Annotated in this window: 13 protein-coding genes; 2 read left to right on the forward strand and 11 right to left on the reverse strand. The window is 35.8% G+C overall.

Annotation, left to right across the window (positions count from 1 at the left end):
* Nucleotides 1-90 precede the first annotated feature (90 nt).
* From METHO_RS12825 to METHO_RS13825, 5 genes are all read right to left on the reverse strand, one after another.
* On the reverse strand, nt 91-2865 hold the full coding sequence (locus METHO_RS12825) for a DNA-directed DNA polymerase (protein ID WP_015313941.1): 2775 nt from the start codon (nt 2863-2865) through the stop codon (nt 91-93).
* Between the two features lie 94 nt (nt 2866-2959).
* Nucleotides 2960-5191, reverse strand: coding sequence for a right-handed parallel beta-helix repeat-containing protein (locus METHO_RS12830; RefSeq protein WP_015313942.1), 2232 nt, complete (start codon nt 5189-5191; stop codon nt 2960-2962).
* A gap of 189 nt (nt 5192-5380) precedes the next feature.
* Nucleotides 5381-6232, reverse strand: a complete 852-nt coding sequence (locus METHO_RS12835; protein ID WP_015313943.1) for a hypothetical protein — start codon at nt 6230-6232, stop codon at nt 5381-5383.
* Between the two features lie 51 nt (nt 6233-6283).
* Nucleotides 6284-6697: a DUF1699 family protein gene (locus tag METHO_RS12840; RefSeq protein WP_015313944.1), complete on the reverse strand. Its 414-nt coding sequence runs from the start codon at nt 6695-6697 to the stop codon at nt 6284-6286.
* A 118-nt stretch (nt 6698-6815) separates the two neighbouring features.
* Nucleotides 6816-6983 (reverse strand): hypothetical protein, encoded by a 168-nt coding sequence (locus METHO_RS13825; protein WP_015313945.1) that lies wholly within the window; start codon nt 6981-6983, stop codon nt 6816-6818.
* A gap of 390 nt (nt 6984-7373) precedes the next feature.
* Here METHO_RS13825 and METHO_RS13830 point away from each other — a divergent pair, with 390 nt between their 5' ends.
* Nucleotides 7374-7871 carry a hypothetical protein gene (locus tag METHO_RS13830; protein WP_156811317.1) on the forward strand — a complete coding sequence of 166 codons (498 nt, stop codon included), beginning with the start codon at nt 7374-7376 and terminating at the stop codon, nt 7869-7871.
* A gap of 175 nt (nt 7872-8046) precedes the next feature.
* Here the strand turns inward: METHO_RS13830 and METHO_RS12850 are convergent, their stop codons facing one another.
* From METHO_RS12850 to METHO_RS12875, 6 genes are all read right to left on the reverse strand, one after another.
* A complete protein-coding gene (locus METHO_RS12850; protein WP_015313948.1) occupies nt 8047-8919 on the reverse strand; it encodes a hypothetical protein in 873 nt (290 codons plus the stop codon).
* Between the two features lie 168 nt (nt 8920-9087).
* Entirely contained in the window at nt 9088-9369 is a 282-nt protein-coding gene (locus METHO_RS12855) for a hypothetical protein (protein WP_015313949.1), read from the reverse strand.
* A 157-nt stretch (nt 9370-9526) separates the two neighbouring features.
* Nucleotides 9527-10738, reverse strand: coding sequence for an RNA-guided endonuclease TnpB family protein (locus METHO_RS12860; RefSeq protein WP_015313950.1), 1212 nt, complete (start codon nt 10736-10738; stop codon nt 9527-9529).
* Between the two features lie 583 nt (nt 10739-11321).
* Complete coding sequence (locus METHO_RS12865) at nt 11322-12218, reverse strand: hypothetical protein (protein WP_015313951.1); 897 nt, start codon at nt 12216-12218, stop codon at nt 11322-11324.
* Between the two features lie 14 nt (nt 12219-12232).
* The gene (locus tag METHO_RS12870) at nt 12233-13123 is read right to left on the reverse strand and encodes a hypothetical protein (protein WP_015313952.1); all 891 of its coding nucleotides are present in this window, start codon (nt 13121-13123) and stop codon (nt 12233-12235) included.
* A gap of 87 nt (nt 13124-13210) precedes the next feature.
* A complete protein-coding gene (locus tag METHO_RS12875) occupies nt 13211-14524 on the reverse strand; it encodes a hypothetical protein (protein ID WP_015313953.1) in 1314 nt (437 codons plus the stop codon).
* A 298-nt stretch (nt 14525-14822) separates the two neighbouring features.
* Here METHO_RS12875 and METHO_RS12880 point away from each other — a divergent pair, with 298 nt between their 5' ends.
* The gene (locus tag METHO_RS12880) at nt 14823-17342 is read left to right on the forward strand and encodes a HEAT repeat domain-containing protein (protein ID WP_015313954.1); all 2520 of its coding nucleotides are present in this window, start codon (nt 14823-14825) and stop codon (nt 17340-17342) included.
* The last annotated feature ends 90 nt before the right edge of the window (nt 17343-17432 follow it).

Consider the following 17432-nt stretch of genomic DNA (forward strand, 5'->3'; position numbering starts at 1 on the left):
GCTATGAAATTTGTTTGGATTTTTTACACTATGAAGTAGAGCTATAGCTATTCTTTTTTTGATCGTTTTTGTATTAATAGGAAAGAGAAATCAGTATTCAAATAATGATTTCTGACGTTTTGTTCCTTTATCGTTGTTATCTGTTGAGGGTTGTTTATCTATTGGAGCTGGTTCAGAGTTTTTCTTTTTGGGAGATTGTTCTTCCTTTTCTTGTTTTCCAAAGTCAAATAACCCTTTTTGGTTCTGATTGATCTCAAGAGTTGTTCTCTTCACTCCAAACGTTTCAAGTAATCTCAATGCCGGAGGGATGATTTGTTTTTGAATGTAGTAATTGGTATCTATTGGGATGTTATGTTCAATTACATAAGCTGGATCTTCGGCTTGTTCGACATAACCTGATCCCACAGTTGTAATCAGGAATGGAATTCTTTCTCCAGTAATTGGAACCTGACCGCCTCTTTCTCTGATCTTTTCAACTACAGTAAGATGTGGTTGTTTGTTCTTGTATGAAGATGGTGGCCTTGATAGTGTTTTACTTAAAGTAAGTTCTGCAATAAATGCTTCATCTCTGGTATCATTTATTTTCCTTATTTTGGCGATGACATCTTGTACGTATGTAATACACTTATCAACATCTCCTTCCTTAAGTATAGCTTCAAGAATAATATTTAGTGTCTTGGAAGTAAGATTACACCAATCCCTTCTTACTGTTTCAAGGCCCTTAACTTTGATTTTCTGAATCCACCCGTCTTTTGCCTGTTCGAACTGCCACATAGCATATCTTTTCTTGGCAACCAGAAGGATCCTCTTAGCTGTTGCTTCGTACTGAAGTTCCATTGGTTCCGGTAGTTTACTGGTAACTACTTCTGCTATCTTTTTTCCTACAAGTGCTGACATATCTAATGTGAATTCTTCTTCTTCGAATTCATTTCCATTAATGTCAGTGCAATGGATAAAGATAGAATCTGTATCGCCATAGATAGGTGTAAGAAGGACTATTATATCGTTAGGTTGTGTTCCATCCGATTCATTAGGAGTTAGAGCTTGATTATCTCTTATAGTGAGGGTTACGATCTCATTGTTTATTGTATTTTGAGTATTGCGGATGTTTTCTCTTCCGTAGCTTGTAACAGAGTTTGCAACTTCAAGACTGAATAATCTTGCCCGTATATAGCCTGAGTAACCATAAAAGCTGTTAAGTAATATTTTCAGAGCAAGCTGAGTAGCATCAAGAACACGCTTTTCGTTTTCATCTCTTGCGTTTTTCATCATCTTTTTAGTTGCTACTCTTTTATCAAGGAGACCTTCAAGTATACTGGGAATTATTCCTTTGAATATTTCCGGTTTAATGAAATGACCATCGGAAGGCGATATTATCATTGATTCTTTTGGTGTTGTTTTATCTATTATAACGGTTGTATAGCAAAGGTTCCTTGCCATCATTATAGTTGGATAGAGAGATTTATAGTCTTCTACAACTGTGTTACAATGCAGGCCTTTTTTAGGATCAAGTACATCAGCTCCAACTACATTGCTTTCTCTTTCTCTTTCTTCAACAATTTCATCGTTTGGCTTCATAGCCATTAATCGATCTATTTCCCTGAATCTAGACATCAATAGCTGTTCTACCAGGTTTGTCTGGCCACCATTAATTACGTCCTGTAGTGGTCTGCCGCTAACCTGTGCTAATGCTAGATATTTATCAAGCAACTGGAGTTTCAGAAGGAGCTCAAGTGCAAGCTCAGAGTCTCTCCTGGAATATTCGATGAATGTATGAATCTTGCTAGGATCGTTCCAGTATGCTTCCATTTCCTGTGGTGGAACATCAAGTTTCTCTTTACCAATGAGTTCTTTGGCTACGTTTTCGAGCTTGTATCTTTTTAGCTTGAATCCTTCTCTTATGAGTGGTAGTACATCTGCAACTATTCTTCCAGATATTGAAACAGATGTAGTTGCTCCAAATACTCGGAAATTTAAATCTCTATTATCTCTTCCAATCTTGAAATTGATTACAGGAGTTCCGGATTCAGTATTTATCTTTTTACATCTATCAACAACGTATTTTGTATCGAACCCATCAGTATTAAATCCAGTTAAAACATCAGGATCGTATTCTCGGACGGTGCTGAAAAATGCATTTATCATGTCATTTTCATTATCATAACATTCCGTTTCTTTGTCAACGCCATCGATCTTTTTCGATGCAAGGACCAATGTGTTCATTCCCTTGTATTCTGGAGAGAATGCTATGCTCATTAGAATGATTGGAGATTTGTCTGGAGTTGGAAGAGCTCCATTATCAGGCAAACATTCAATATCCCATGCAAGATATTTGAAAGGAGCATGTGCGATTTTATCAATTTCTTCTACTTTTTCTGCAGTGATAATTTCTTCACATATGATGTTCGTTGGGTGAAGTTCTTTTTCTGCAGGAGCTGGAGTTATAGTTATCCATTTCAAAGGATGTAGATTCTTATCAATGAGGAAACGATTGTGGAAGAGAACATCAGCTTCAAATATTTCATTTACACCTGGAAGATCACGTATCTGATCTCTGATATCCCTTACATCAGTCGGGAGCGTGACAGTGATTTTTACAATTGGTACTTTTTTAGTTTGATAGCCAATTGGAAGAAATTTTTCTACAATATCAGCTTTTTGAATACAGTCGAATGCGTCTGTAAGATAGTTGCATAGTTCGGCTGGATTATCTGCCTGTGCAAAGAAATACGGCTCGAACCCTGGAACCAGACAGCATATGCTCTTTCCGGCATCATCTTTTCCATAGATGCGAATTATAGGCCGGTTACTGTCAATGTAGTAATCGATATCGATTATCTGTATATTTTGGCTATTATTTTGCATGTGTCTACTTGTTTGCTTTTTTAATTCTACATGAGCTTCATATTAATAAATGATTTGGGTTTACCTACAAAAAAAAGATGAGCCAATAAATGGCTCAATATGTTTCAGTATTTGAATCCATTAAATTGCTAATAGCTTCGGAGGATTCTGGTATTTTGAGAGAGCTGCTTAGTCTGGCTGTTCCAATACATTCACACGATTTCACAGGATAATTATCTGTGTTCGTGGCATCGAGAACATAAGGTTCATCACAGATTGAATCCTGATTTGCATCTGGAGTGATTTGACTGAATCCGGTACCTGTTGGGTTTAGCCATATATTTCCATATCTATACTTGTCCCAAGTATTAGAGGGACTATTATCTAGTATGACATCTACTGTGTTATTGAAGTAGTTGTAGAAGAAACTATTTCCGGTTGAATCTTCAAGTGAAATAGCTGCTTCATTTAACTCATTCAAATTATTGAAGAAAACACACCCTGTACTTCCAGTTATGAGTAGGCCGGATGAATCTGAGTTAGAAATGTAATTAGATGTCATTTCTGCATTGTTTGACTTAAAGATGCTAAGGCCTTCTTCTTTATTATCCTCGATCCAGTTACATATTATTTGTGGATCAGTCGATTTTGAAATGAGTATTCCACTATCTTTGTTCTTGATGACCTTGTTTCTGATAACAACTGCATTTGGAGAGGATTCAATGGCTATACCCTGTTTATCATTGTTATAACATTCACTGCCTAATACGGTATTACCGGAACCTCCTGTTACATGGATCCCGACTTTGTCATTTAGTGAAGCATTGTTTGCCCGGATTATTGCATTTGAACATTTCTCAATAAGAATACCATCATCATTATTGACAGCTTTGTTCATGAGCAAATCTACATCTGTAGAACTTACTATACGAATACCGGCACCATCATTAGAAGTTGCTGTATTGGAGTGTAAGAAGATTTCTGATGACCCGCTTATATAGATTCCGCCGTCTTCTGCAGATTCAATAATAGAGTTTCCGATATGGGGTTTGGTACATTTATCGAAATAGTAATTGTACGTTTCTGAGTTTGTTACTTTAGATGCATATATTGAAAAATCATTACATGATAGAGCATATACTCCAGTTTCACATGAGTCTATCGCAATTGTTTGAATAATTACTGAATTACAATTGATCAGACAAATGCCATACTTACTATTTGAAAGTGATTTTGCATCAATGATAGTTATTTTACTGCTATTGATACACCAGATTGATCCGGCATTTGCAAAACTACTTTGACCTTCTTTGTTACAAAGATAATAAATCTTATTCCCACCAACAGTATTCGTTGAATCAATATCATTGACCATTGTTGATGGATTTGTCTTATCTATGTAAACATTGAAATCATATTCTTTATTGCCACTCATTTGATTTCCTGATAGCTGGTTAGCATAGGACTTCTCAAGATATATGCCTGTTCCATCGTTTTCCTGGATAATGTTATTGGTAATGGTATTCTTAGTTGATCTGACCAGTTGGATACCATTATCATCGTTGTTAGTAATCGTTTGTCCGTTGATAGTATTCGATGTTGATGCAGTCAGTAATATAGCTTCTTTTCCGGATCCTGTTATCTGGTTGTTGTTAATTGTATTTCCAGAACAGGTTGCCAGGGAGATAGCTTGATAGTTGTTGTCAATTAACTGATTGTTCTGAATAGTGTTTCCTGTAGAACTTGAAGATAGTTCAATACCCTTCTTGTTTTTACTAATTGTAGAATCAGTTATCTGACCATTTGTTGATGTGACCAAGCTGATACCATTCGCATCATTGTTCTCTGATTTACTGCCTTCTAAAAGATACCCAGATGCTTTTTTTAGGTAAATACCATCTTTTGTATTGTTGTGAATGTTGCTTGAGACAATTTCACTGCCAGAACAGGATTCAACATAGATTCCGTATTGGAATTTCGAAATGTCTACATTTTGGAGAAGGACATTATTTGCTGTTATTTTAACACCTATATTTTCTCCTCCGGTTGCTTTGACAGTGTTTATTGTAACATCCGGTGATTTAACCCATACAGCTGGTAAAGCTATATTTAGTGGTTTGATACAAGCAGGAGCTGTACCAGTTGACTGTATTGTGATAGTCTTGTTTACTACAACATTTTCAGTGAATGTACCTGAAATAATTAGAGTATCTCCGGCTGCTGCGTTGTTGATAGCTGTCTGAAGAGAGCCACCGTTGACATTAATTGTTGCAGCCAGTGCTGGACTTGTTGCTACTAAAATTAGTAGCATCGCTATACATATCTGTATGATTACTGTTTGTTTCATACTAAACCTCTTTTATACAATTGCACGTAAAACATCTGGTTTTTTCAGTTTGTTGTATTGTCTGAGATAACCTGGAGTCTTGCCTGTGCTTGCTAAAATGGTAGGGAATTATATGAGATGTTTTTCTATATTAACTATACGAAGATAGTTAATAGAAAAAAAGAGGAAAATATCCTCTACCTAAAAGAATTACTTTCTGCAATGTTTCCTGGCAACAATAACTATGGATAATCCTGCAAGGGTCACACTAAAGCCAGGAGCAGAACTTGCTTCTTGTGCAGGTGGTTCGGATGTTTGAGATGAATTAATATTTGAATTGATATCTTCGATTTCTACTGAGGATGGACCGCTATATACTGTTTCATTAGACATAGTTTCGTTATGTGAAAGTGCTGAATAATCAATATCACATTTTATGTATGATAGTTCTGCCGCAGGATCATATTCCACAGCATATTCCTTGTGAACATAATCTGCTATAATGGATGATCCATCTGCTGACCAGTACAATTGTACTAAATTATTTTTGTACATTTCCTGGGGATAAACTCCTTCAGTATACAGGTCGAAGAAGAATTCGTTTATTCTTTTTCCGGTTTCTGATGATCTGACCTCAAATCCAATTAATTTTCTTCCAGTACCGTTGTTATCCACGACGTTTTTCTCTTCTGGAATAACAAACATACTGCTGTCCGGGGAAAAAGCTACTCTGAATGGAAGCATTCCAGATGCATGTATCTCGTATAGGATATTTGCACTTTTGTACATTTCAAATTTCGTTGCCAGATATTCTCCGTTGGGACTCGTTACGTTTCTGTAACACCCTGTTGTAGATATTGGAAAGTTTTCCAGTGAATCTATTCCTTTTTCTTCCATTACAATTTGTCTGACATTTCTGCTTTCAGGATTTGTAACAGCGGTATTGAGAAAAGTTCCTTCACTTAAGTCATATGTTATATCAGTAACGAAGTTTTCAGATGCACTGGCATTTAAGATCAGCAATGAAATTTCAAAAAGTATAAAAAATATTTTTTTAATCATTAGATTACCTCTTATGAGATGAGATTAGTATCAAAAAGAATATGGATTTTTCTAATTGGTTACTTCAATTAGAAATGGTATTAGACTAGGAGGAAATTCTGTTTCTTCTTCTAGAATACTATGGACTTGTTCTGATGTCATGTTTTCCTGGGATTGTATTCTTTCAATTATAACTTCTGGCACTTCAAAATAATGACAGGCTGATGATGAAGTGGTACTGATCGGTGGAATCTGAATTATGTTTAATTTTGCTATGCTGACAATTACATCTACTGCTCTTGATCTCCTATTCCAATGACTCTCTGCTACAATCAATGCTTTTATGTTTGGGGATTTTTTTAAAATTGTTTCGATAGTGGTATAATTTGGGCAGAAAGTGAGATGAATTATCTTGTCTTTTGGTGATATTGTTTTTAACTGTTCCTTTGTTGTCACTAATCGTACTCTATTTGTATTTAGTTCCATAAAACCATCTCTATAAGAGTCGTATTTTATAGAACGTTTGGTTTAGATAAAAACATTTTCATTGTTTTGACCAGGCCGCCCTGAATCCAGGGCGGTGGTCTCCTGTCTATTCTTCGGATCATGTTCTTCTCCGGAAATGTAACCAGAGCGCAACCAGTGAGCAAAGTAAAAATATTCCGAAATATTCTGGCTTCAAATTACTTGCCAATTCTTTAAATACATCGATGTTATCGATAATTGGTTGTATTCTGATCGGATAGATTTTTGGAATCTCATCAAGATCCATTCTTTTTCTCCTGATGATCCGATTTTTCAGTTTTCTGTCTTTTGGACATCGAATATTGTATGTTTTTTTAGTGATAAGGAATAAACTTATAAACTTTTAGAACATAGTTGATCATGTACATCTTGAACTAGTGGATCTTTTTTATAAAAAGAAACGATGGTTCATCTATAGGCAATAGTAGTCAATCACTGCACAGAGGCAGCATGCGAATAGGACAATGTATAGTTAATCGTAAACTAATAAAAAATGTTATTTCATATTTTCATTTTGTTGAAATAACTGTTTTGTTATATGCTATATATTTTGCTATGTTAATCGTCAATAAATGTGCGGAGGAAATATGCAGACGGGACATCTAATTAATGGTAAGGTAATCAGTAATTTAGTTTTGTGTGGAGCTTTGATATTAACAATTGTTTTTTGTTATGCTCTTTTTTCAGCTGTAGTTTTTCAACATTACGTAACATTTCCTCTAATAGGGGTTCTATCACCGATAAAGCTCTCTGGAATTGGTATATTCCTTGCTGTACTCTCACCAATGGTTATGGTCATTATAAAATCAGGCAATCGTTTCTAAAGGGATGTGTTATTATTTCAGGTATAGGTAAACCACAAACAACATGTAATGTCCGTGGAATATTAAGTTTTAGTATTGGTAGAAAGTTAGCAGCATTAAAGAAAGCAGCTCATTCAAGAAATAATCTACTTAAGAATGATACTAATGGAGATTTCTATGAAGTATCAACAGAGAATCCTGCTGGTCAAAGAACGTACTTGGGCGAGCAATTGGGAATCGGAAATGCAAAAAAATTTAAATTGGCTGCACCGGGAATGAATTATAATCCTGATCCTGAAATATATGCAATGGATGATACCCTTAAAAATTAGCTTGTGTTTAAAACCATATGGGATGAAATTTGAATTCAAATTTGATGATGGATTTTATCAGGTTGGAGTAAGAAGACCACCCAGTGAACTACTCCTATCTGTCGCTGCGCTCCGAGGAAGGGGACTTCTCGCCTCTAAAGTTAAAAGAGGTGGTGGTTGGCTTTCCTTTTAGTATCTATTTTTTTTGCGTCTTTTTGTAGATGAACAACACGAAAATGCTTGTAATAAATGAAAATCCAGGAGCTGAACGTGCAGCACTGGTCTGGTTTGTGTCATTATAATTAATTGTTTTTTCTGATATGTTACTTTGACTTAAATTGTTGTATGTAGTTATTGTTGGTTCTTGGAAAGTTACTTTACTTTCATAAGGCAGCTCAGATAATAATTCGTCGTAATCTATATCATACTTAAAATATGACAATGAAGTAAGTATTTCTCCATCTGGTTGTTTTTCGGCATGTAATACATCTGCTATTATCGACCTGCCATCCTGAATCCAATATAATTGTATTATCCGATTAGTTGAGTTTGTTTCATCTATATCGGTATAAGGAATACCAAGACCAAATTCTTTGATTTGCTCTTGTTCTGGTGTATATACGATTATATTAGCTATAAAGGTTGGATTGCGTACAGTTGTATTGGGATCTCTGAAGGCCATTGAAGCAAGAACCATTTTGCTATCTGGTGAAAATGGAGAAGGGTAGGGTGTTGATGGTATCAAGTATGTAGCAATTTGTTTTCCATTTTTGTACATTTTAGTCCATTTCAGAGTATATTCTCCGTTTGGACTGGTTATTGTTGCATTGAAAAAGGGTCTGAAGCTTAATGGGAAATGAGATAAATCCTTTACGTTTTCTTGTTCCATTATTAATTGTCTAGCGTTTTTAGTTTCTTCGTTTGTAACTGGTGTGTCGATGAATTCTTTTTCAGTTATTACTGTGTATTTCAGATGAGTTATATCTGATTTCGCTGTTACTATAGTCGAAGAAACTGATATTAACAGAAATAAAACAAAGAGTACTGATGCCATTCTAAATGATTTCATAATTCGAATTCCTTTATTTATTGCTGTGTACGTATGTATTTTTGTATTCTGTTAATAAGTTTTCTATTGTTTTTTTGGTGAGAGGAGAAATAGCAAGTTGGGTGGTAGATAGGGGAAAAAACGGCTGTACTTTTGCTATCTCTCAAAAAGTGTATGCTTTTTTTATTTTTATTCGATAACTTTAGTTGCTTCATATACACAATTGTTTGAAGATTTGTTAAATAAATCAATTCTGAAACTGCCTACTATATTATTTTTTTCTTCGATAGCTTTTAGAAGATTCACTGATAAAGACCATCTTTGAGTTCGTATCTTTGTAGAAAGTGGCTTGCTTTTTTCTTTTGGAAAGATATCCTTCGGTGTGAAAAATATCTTTTTTGAATGTGCTCTCGCTTTGAAGTAATCCAGTAGTGCATCTTCAATTATTTTGTCCTGAAATACTGGTTGCATCTGTAATCCCCTGTTGTCAATTTATTTTATATGTAATAAGTGTTTCTGGTAAATCTCCTTGAATTCCTTAGTTACTTTCAGTGAACTACCTATATGTGTGAACTACCACCGGATAAATCCGGTGGCTTCCTGCTCAATAGTAGTATTCTAATAAGTTTCAACAGGCTCTTCCTGCAGTTCCTGCAGTGCTTAAGTTATTCAATGCAATTTTCTTGATGTTGATACTTGCATTTATGTCTCTGTCATGTAATGTCTTGCATGAAGGACATTCCCATTCTCTTATGTCAAGAGTAAGGTCATCCTTCTTGTATCCACAAACATTACACAACTTGGATGATGCTTCAAACCTACCAATTTGTAGAATTGTTTTTCCATACCATTCTGCTTTGTAGGTAAGTTTTCTGATGAACTCAGACCATCCAACATCACTGATGCTCTGAGCAAGACAATGATTCCTGACCATTCCTTTGACATTCAAGTCCTCAATACAAGTGGCTTGGCTTTCGCTAATTATCTTCATTGAGAGCTTATGTTGGAAATCATTTCTCTGGTTTTGAATCAACTGATGATGTTTTGCTAATTTCAATACTGCTTTTTTTCTATTCCTTGAACCTTTTTTCATCCTGCTTACATCTCTTTGTAGTTTTTTCAGTCTGTCAAGAGAAGTATTCAGGAACCTTGGATTATCAATTATTTCACCGGTTGAAAGAGCAGCAAACGATTTGAGACCTACATCAATACCAACCGTTGTCTTCTCATCAAATTCAACGGGTTCTGGTTCAGGAACATGGTTATCTATCAGGATGCTTACATGATACCTTCCAGCTGATGTTCTGGAAACAGTTAATGTCTTGAAGATATCGAATTTCCGATTCAATTTCTGGTCAAGGATAATTTCTCCATTGACTTCTTTTGTGACAAGCTCATTCTCAATGAATTCTTTGTCTAAGAAATCCCTATGAAGAACTATCTTCATCCAACCGATTTTAGGCAGATATATCTTTGATGTAGTTAGATTGATCTGGTAGTTTTGAGGAACCTGAAAAGAGAAGTTCTGGTCTTTCTTATTCTTCCTGGTAGGATATGCTCCATTCCCTTCAAAGAAGTTCTTGAATCCGGTTAATAGGTTCTTGTTAGCTTGTTGTAAGGATTGTGAGTTCTGGTCCTTCAACCATGGATGGAGTTCCTTGAGTAATTTCAGGTTGTTGTTCAGGTCAATTTCAGTAACGTTAATTTTGAACTTAGAATACATAAGGTTCTTAATGAAAAGTGATCGGTTGTAGATGAATCGGGTTCCTCCAAAGTGTTGTTCTAACAAAGTCTTTTGTTCTTTGTTAGGATAGATTCGATATCTATAACTTTTTTTCATTGTAATCACTATTCAAAATAGTTAGTTTGATAGAATGTTGTATGTTTGCATAGAATATATGCCTTTTTTGTTGTGGACGCAATTCATCCACCGGTTAAAACCGGTGGTCTTCTTGCTCCTTAATGATAAAGTAAGAAGGTTCTACTTCACCTCCAACGATGAATATTTGCTCGGTCATAATTAGTAGTTGTTTTTAACGATATTCAATATTAACTATTGTTATAATCGTTAAATTCAAATATAGTTGGATTTGACGAAAGGGTATTTGTCTTGTTGGTAGAGCTCGCCATCAGATTTAGCGAGCTTTTTTTACTACCTTCATTTCTGACGTTTTTAGCGCAAAATTAAGAATTCAGTCTGATCGTTATGCTATCGATTATTTTGGGATTGCACCTCCTATATGATGATCTTTAGGATGTATGCGTTTTTTTGTATTGATTATTGTGTGGAATATCCTAAGTGAACCTCTCCGGCCTGAAGACCGGGGACTGCGTATCGTGATTTAGTTCAATTTAGTGTCCGAAATGCTCAAGAAGTCCACTAAAACTGTTTACTGACATTTTGTTCACCTGTCTATGTTTCTTTACACTGGAACTTGACTGAAATTAGTAACTGGCTCAACAAATGCAGGCATTTTTCTGGTGATTAGTTTTTTTACTTGAAGTGAATGAAGGATTGCTTCAATCTCAGTTTGCCCAATTTCCATTTCTTTCATTATTGAAGCTACACTTACGATTTTACCATTTCCTTTTTCACAAATGAGTTCGAGAGCATAGTTTTCCTGTTCTGTCAGGCCATTATCAAGAACTGCTAGTTTTGATGAACTATGAATTGATTCAGGGTTTTGTGAGCTGGTACTCTGTGTCTGTTCCTGCTGTGAAGCTGTGATTGGTATTTTGGGTGGTATGGTTTCTGATGATTTTGAAGATGGTAAAGAATTTTCCATAAGGAAATTCTTTACAGTTTCTATTTTTGTAGTGTAGTATGAATCTTCAATACCCTTTGTTTTTATATTCTGTTCTAATTTTGTAATTGCTTCCTGTATCCAATAATTACGGGTATCCTTGTCGGATAGGGTAATGAATTCTGGCCGAATGATGGGGATTTTCGTGTTTGGATCATCAGCTGGGGTGTAGATGTTTACTTTTCCTATGACAGCAACAATTATGTTGTTATTCATATTTGCCTGCAGGAAAGCGGCGGCTTCTGGCTGGTATTGTCCAGCATGAACAATGAAATTACCAGTCATATCATTTATCCTTGCTTTCATTGTTATCGCATTGTCTTTTTTACTACTTTCGACTTCGGTGAGGATACCCACTATGAAAACCCTGTTCAGTTGAGTTCCTGCTTCAGTTTCAATTAAATTCTTTGTTTTTCCGTCTTCAAGTTCTATTATTGAAGATTCTTTTATCCTTGATAGTTCGACTGCAAGAACTCTTTTCGCTGGTTCTCTTGCGAATTTCTGTATTGATGACATGTGAATTACTTCCTTTATACTTTAAGTGGATTGATCATTTGTCCTGTAAGTGAGTCGATTCCCTTGACGATCATTAGTTCAGATACTGGAGTTACTTCTACCCTGTAGTATCTTCCAATAATCATTTTTTCAATTTCTTCCATTACAACTTTCTGGTCTAAGGCATCTGCGGCCATTGCAATTGCTCTATTGAGGTCAATTCCGGTCAGAGTTTCTGTTAGCTCTTTCTGGAGTAGAATGGTGTATGTGTTTTCTCCATCATCTAATGTAGCCTTAATTCTTAGATCATAGGTTCCGTCTATTTTTCCATGTTCTGAACAGGCACCTTTACTAAGAACTTTTTTGCATGTTGGGCATCTTTTAATCAGACCACTACCTGAAGATACTGAGACAATTGCACCTTCAATAGATTTAGTAAACGCCTTGGTCTCAATTATTTCATTGAGAATAGTTGCTTTACTGGATTTATTGAGACTGATTTGTGGCTGGTTGTAGAAAGTTCCTGTGATTACATTTTCAAGCAGATATGATTTTCCTACTTCAAGTGTAAAAGGAACATTGTTGCTTGAAATGAAGTTGATAGTTCCCGTTTCGTCGCCAATTACACCTCTTTGTTTGTACTTTTCACCATCAGCACCAAGGTTTGTTACTGCTATTCTTACATTTACCCATTTTTTGGGTGGAATTGAATATATTTCACCAATACTGACATTGTTGGAGCTGGGTGCAGATAGTTCTACATTTTTTTCTGAAGCTATCTTTTTTATTACTGATTTTTTTGCATCTTCTACTGGTACACCAAGATTGATCAATTTATTCAAGTTTGTTTCAATTTGATTGATATCAGTTTCAATACCCTTTTCGGTAAAAATTTTCTGAATATCCATGGCTGTTGCTGTTATCATAGTTATCACTTTTATTTTTAGTATAGAATGTTTGTTTTTTTTGTTGTATCTATTTAGAAAAAAAGGGTAAGAGGTCGGAACCTCTAACTATGCAGTAGCTTTGACTTTCCTTTGATTAAGAGGATAGTCAAGATGAACATATGGAGAGATTATTGCACCTTGACATTGCCATTGGTGGTGGCACTTGGTACAAACAACAGGCGTATCGTGTACATGTATATTACCGTACAGATTCTTTCCTGCAGGTGCTCTCCAACGAACGTTTGTCATCAAGTAGTATCTCTTCAAGTAGAATTTTGCTACTACTTGGATGTGGCGTTCGATATATTGTAGTTGCTTGCTAGACAACTCCTTACCAGCTTTTGCGTAAATCCTCTTTGCAGAAGCTATGCACTTCTCAACCAATACTTTGGTGGTTGGGATATTCATAGCCCTGTGAAGTAAATGCTCCTGGAATCTGCTAAACTCGGACTGTCCGGAAGCATTTTTGGACATATCAATACTTCCGATAGTATTGACATCTTCCTGAAGTGATGAAATCCTTTTCTGAATCGATTCCCATTCTATTTTGAACGGAATTTCATTCAGAATTCTACCAACTTTGAACTCTCGTTCAAAGATAGTAGCAATTTCTTCAAGAATTGCAGATCGCTGAATGAACTTACAGGAAGAAACAACGTTTCCTAGAACTGCAAGTTCTTTATCGGGATCAACATGCATAATGCTTGCGTTAATCACTTGCTTGTTTTCTCGGGAACCAGTGGCCTGAAACATCTGCATTCCTAAAGCTGCTACCTTTTGACAAAGGTGACATCTTTCAAGTTTGTCTTTTAGCTCTGGGAATTTTCTCTTCATGTATTCGGAACATACATGAAATTTAACAGATTCCTTTGCATTAGATTGGGCCTGTTCAAGCTTCTTGAGAATTATCTCTGAGGGAGCTATTATTCTTTGGTCTGTTGGAACAGATGAACCTGTACGATATTTTAGTTCGTACAAGGACATGTGCTCAAGATCAGTAGATCTTTTTTGAGCCTCAAAGAAAGCACCCATTTCCTCGAATGAAGAAAAAGATACGTTCTCTCGTTCCCAATCAGCACTTATTGCAGATGTATCATCTTCTCGATTTGACTCATCATCGAAGAATGAATCTGTTCCAGATAGCTTGAATGAACCTAATCCACGGGGAATAGATTCTTCCGTCCCTGCAATCTTGTCACAATGGGTTTGTGGAACAAGATTAAACATTGGATCTGCCTGAAGTCTATCTGTCGAGGAAAGCTTTGACATTGGGCATCCGCCCTGCAGAACAAATGCTCTCTCGAAATCATTCAGCTTGCCGGATGCAAGAAGTTGTTCAACTACGTTTCCACTTACAAATTTTGCAAAAATGTCGCTCATATAGATTTCTCCTTAGAAGCGACAAACCACTTACCCAAAGGGAAGTGATTCATCGCTGAACTGCACTTCCCGTTAGGGGTAGTCTAATTTACTATATGTTACAAAGTTACTTATATACATATCGAAAGGAAGTATGTTTTTTTGTGGGGAAGGAGATGGGAAAATTTGTGCCAAAAATTAGAAAAAAATATGACCGAGAACAGAGAGACGTGAAAACCTCTTTCATTATATTTTATTCGAAATATTTATATTGCGACCGGGTTAGTTATAACATAAAAAATATAAGAGGATGATTACCATGTCTCAGACAGAAAACGGTACCAGAAAAAGAGGAATTTACATAAAAGAAGCAATCGAGACACTTTTCGAAAAAGACCAGGTTGTAGAGATCAGGGGCCTGTATAATAATAATCGGTGTCCTACAAAAAACGGTTTCTATAAAGATTTTGATGCTCTGATAAAAGTTGCTGATGCAATGGATACTGATCCTGATGTGAAAGGGATATATGTAGTATTGAATCGGATCGATCCTGCTTTGTTTGCAAGAAAAGCTAATCGTATAGATTGTGCAAAGAGTGGTGCGGGTACAGGGGATCAGAACGTTATCAAAAGACGCTGGCTACCAATTGATATAGATCCAGAACGACCATCTGAGATTTCATCTTCAAATGAAGAGCATGAATTGGCCCTTAAAAAAGCTAGTAGAATTGCAGATTGGTTGGCAGAAATGGGATTCCCCGAACCAATAAAGGCTGATAGTGGCAATGGGGCTCATCTTCTCTATAGAATTGATCTGGATAACACTGCTGAAAATACATATCTTTTAAAGAAGTGCATTGCAGCAATTGCTTTGTTCCATACGAATGAAGAATCTAAAGTTGATACTACTGTTTATAATGCTTCAAGGATCTGGAAACTATACGGAACTGTATCCCGTAAAGGAGATAGTATTCCAGCAAGACCTCATCGAAGATCAAAAATAATCTCTAAACCAGCAGAGATTAAAATCATAGACATTTCTTTACTTGAAAAACTTGCGAATATCGTGTCAACTGAAGAAGAATCAGTTGATGATGGTTCCAAGTATGTTAATTATGGAAATAGGTATAATCAAAATTATCCTACGTTTGTGCTCGGGAAATGGTTAGAAGAACATAATATTGAGGCTAGGCATCAGAAATGGGTTGAAAATTCTGACATATATGTACTTCGAAAATGTCCATTTTCAGATGCCCATGTAGATGGAGCTTATGCAATACAATTTACTAACGGTAAGGTTATTGCAGCATGTCACCATGAATCCTGTGGGGGAAGGAAAAATAGATGGAAAGAGTTTAGGTCTAAATTTGAGCCTGATTATTCAACTAAATCCATGTCCAGGACTGAACAGTATAGTTATAGAGATAGAAAAGACAATGAGTTCAATAATTCTAAAGTTCGTCCCGTCGAAGGCAACTATTCAGTTCCTTCAGAGAATGCAGATTCGATGATAGAAAAGGATATTATCAGAATAAACTTATTTAGATGTGTTAATCTTCTTCAAAATCCTCCATTTGGAAGACAGCAGATCAAGAATATTCTACAAGGCCGTAAAATGAAAAAGATTGAGCAATATGGACATCAAAAACTGTTTGTTTACGGTTCCTTAAAGGGAGTATCTGATGAGATGATAATGGGGACTATTGATGAGATGATGCAAGAAGGATATTTGGTAAATAGTGGTGGCTTTCATCCTACTGTGAGAATCACAGAAAAAGGAAAAAGAACTCTTGGAGAATATGAAGAATTCGGAGATACTCAGATATGTGCACACTACCAGGACGAAGAGCTTGTCGAAACCTTTGATTTTATTCCTTCCCTTGACAGTCTATTAGGAAAACTCATATCTTCTTCTGCTACAGATCGAAGAAAAGCTATAGAAGAGATTGCATTACTTGGAGATGAAAATGCTGTTCCTTTGTTAATAGATATGCTTGAAGATAACAATGGAAATGTTAGAGCTACTGCTATTAAATGTCTTGGTGAATTCAAGGATCCGGATCTATTCGAGCCTATATACAAAAAGATTAAAGATCCATCAGCAATAGTTCGCTGTCATGTTATAATGGCTCTTGCGGAACTTGGTACACCAGCTGCATTACGTGCCTTGCTTTTTTGTCTTGAAAATAGAGATGATCAAATTAGAAAAGATGCTGTATATGTTTTGGGTGAACTGCGTTGTTACGATGCTGTAAATCCGTTAATTTCTGTTTTAAAAAGGGATAAAGATGAAAGGGTAAAGGAAGAAGCTTTGATATCTTTGGGTAAGATAAGAGATCCAACCACTTTAAAGATCATCCAACAAGAGCTGAGTCGAAACAGTTTAGTTAATAAAGAAGCTGCTTGTATATCCCTTGGTCATTTTAAAGATTTTAGTTCAATTGATACTCTGATAGGTTATACTAAACATCCTTATGAAGGAGTTAGGATGGCTGCAATCCAAGGATTGGGTCTTATGGGAAATCCAGAAGTAATTGATTCTATAGTACCTGCTCTAAAGGATTTACATGGTGATGTGCGTTATGCTGCAGTTATAGCACTTGATCAAATTGGTAGCATCAAAGGAATACATGCTTTGGTAAAATCTCTTGATGATCCTGAAAATTGGGTTATCATGCGTGTAATGGATGCTCTTGCACATATTGGTTATGTGCAATCATTAAACCATTTAGAAACGTATCTTGATTGTCCTGATCAAGACATGCAGGATTGTGCAAGGAAAGCAATAAAGGAAATCAGATCAAAATGGAATATTGAAAAATGGGATATTGAGGACTAGATCTTCTTTTTTTTTGATTCAAAAAACATGTTGTAGTGATATATTGCCAATTGTTGATTTCTTCAATATATCATTTAGTAGATAATGTAA

The sequence above is a fragment of the Methanomethylovorans hollandica DSM 15978 genome (assembly GCF_000328665.1).
Taxonomy (GTDB): domain Archaea; phylum Halobacteriota; class Methanosarcinia; order Methanosarcinales; family Methanosarcinaceae; genus Methanomethylovorans; species Methanomethylovorans hollandica.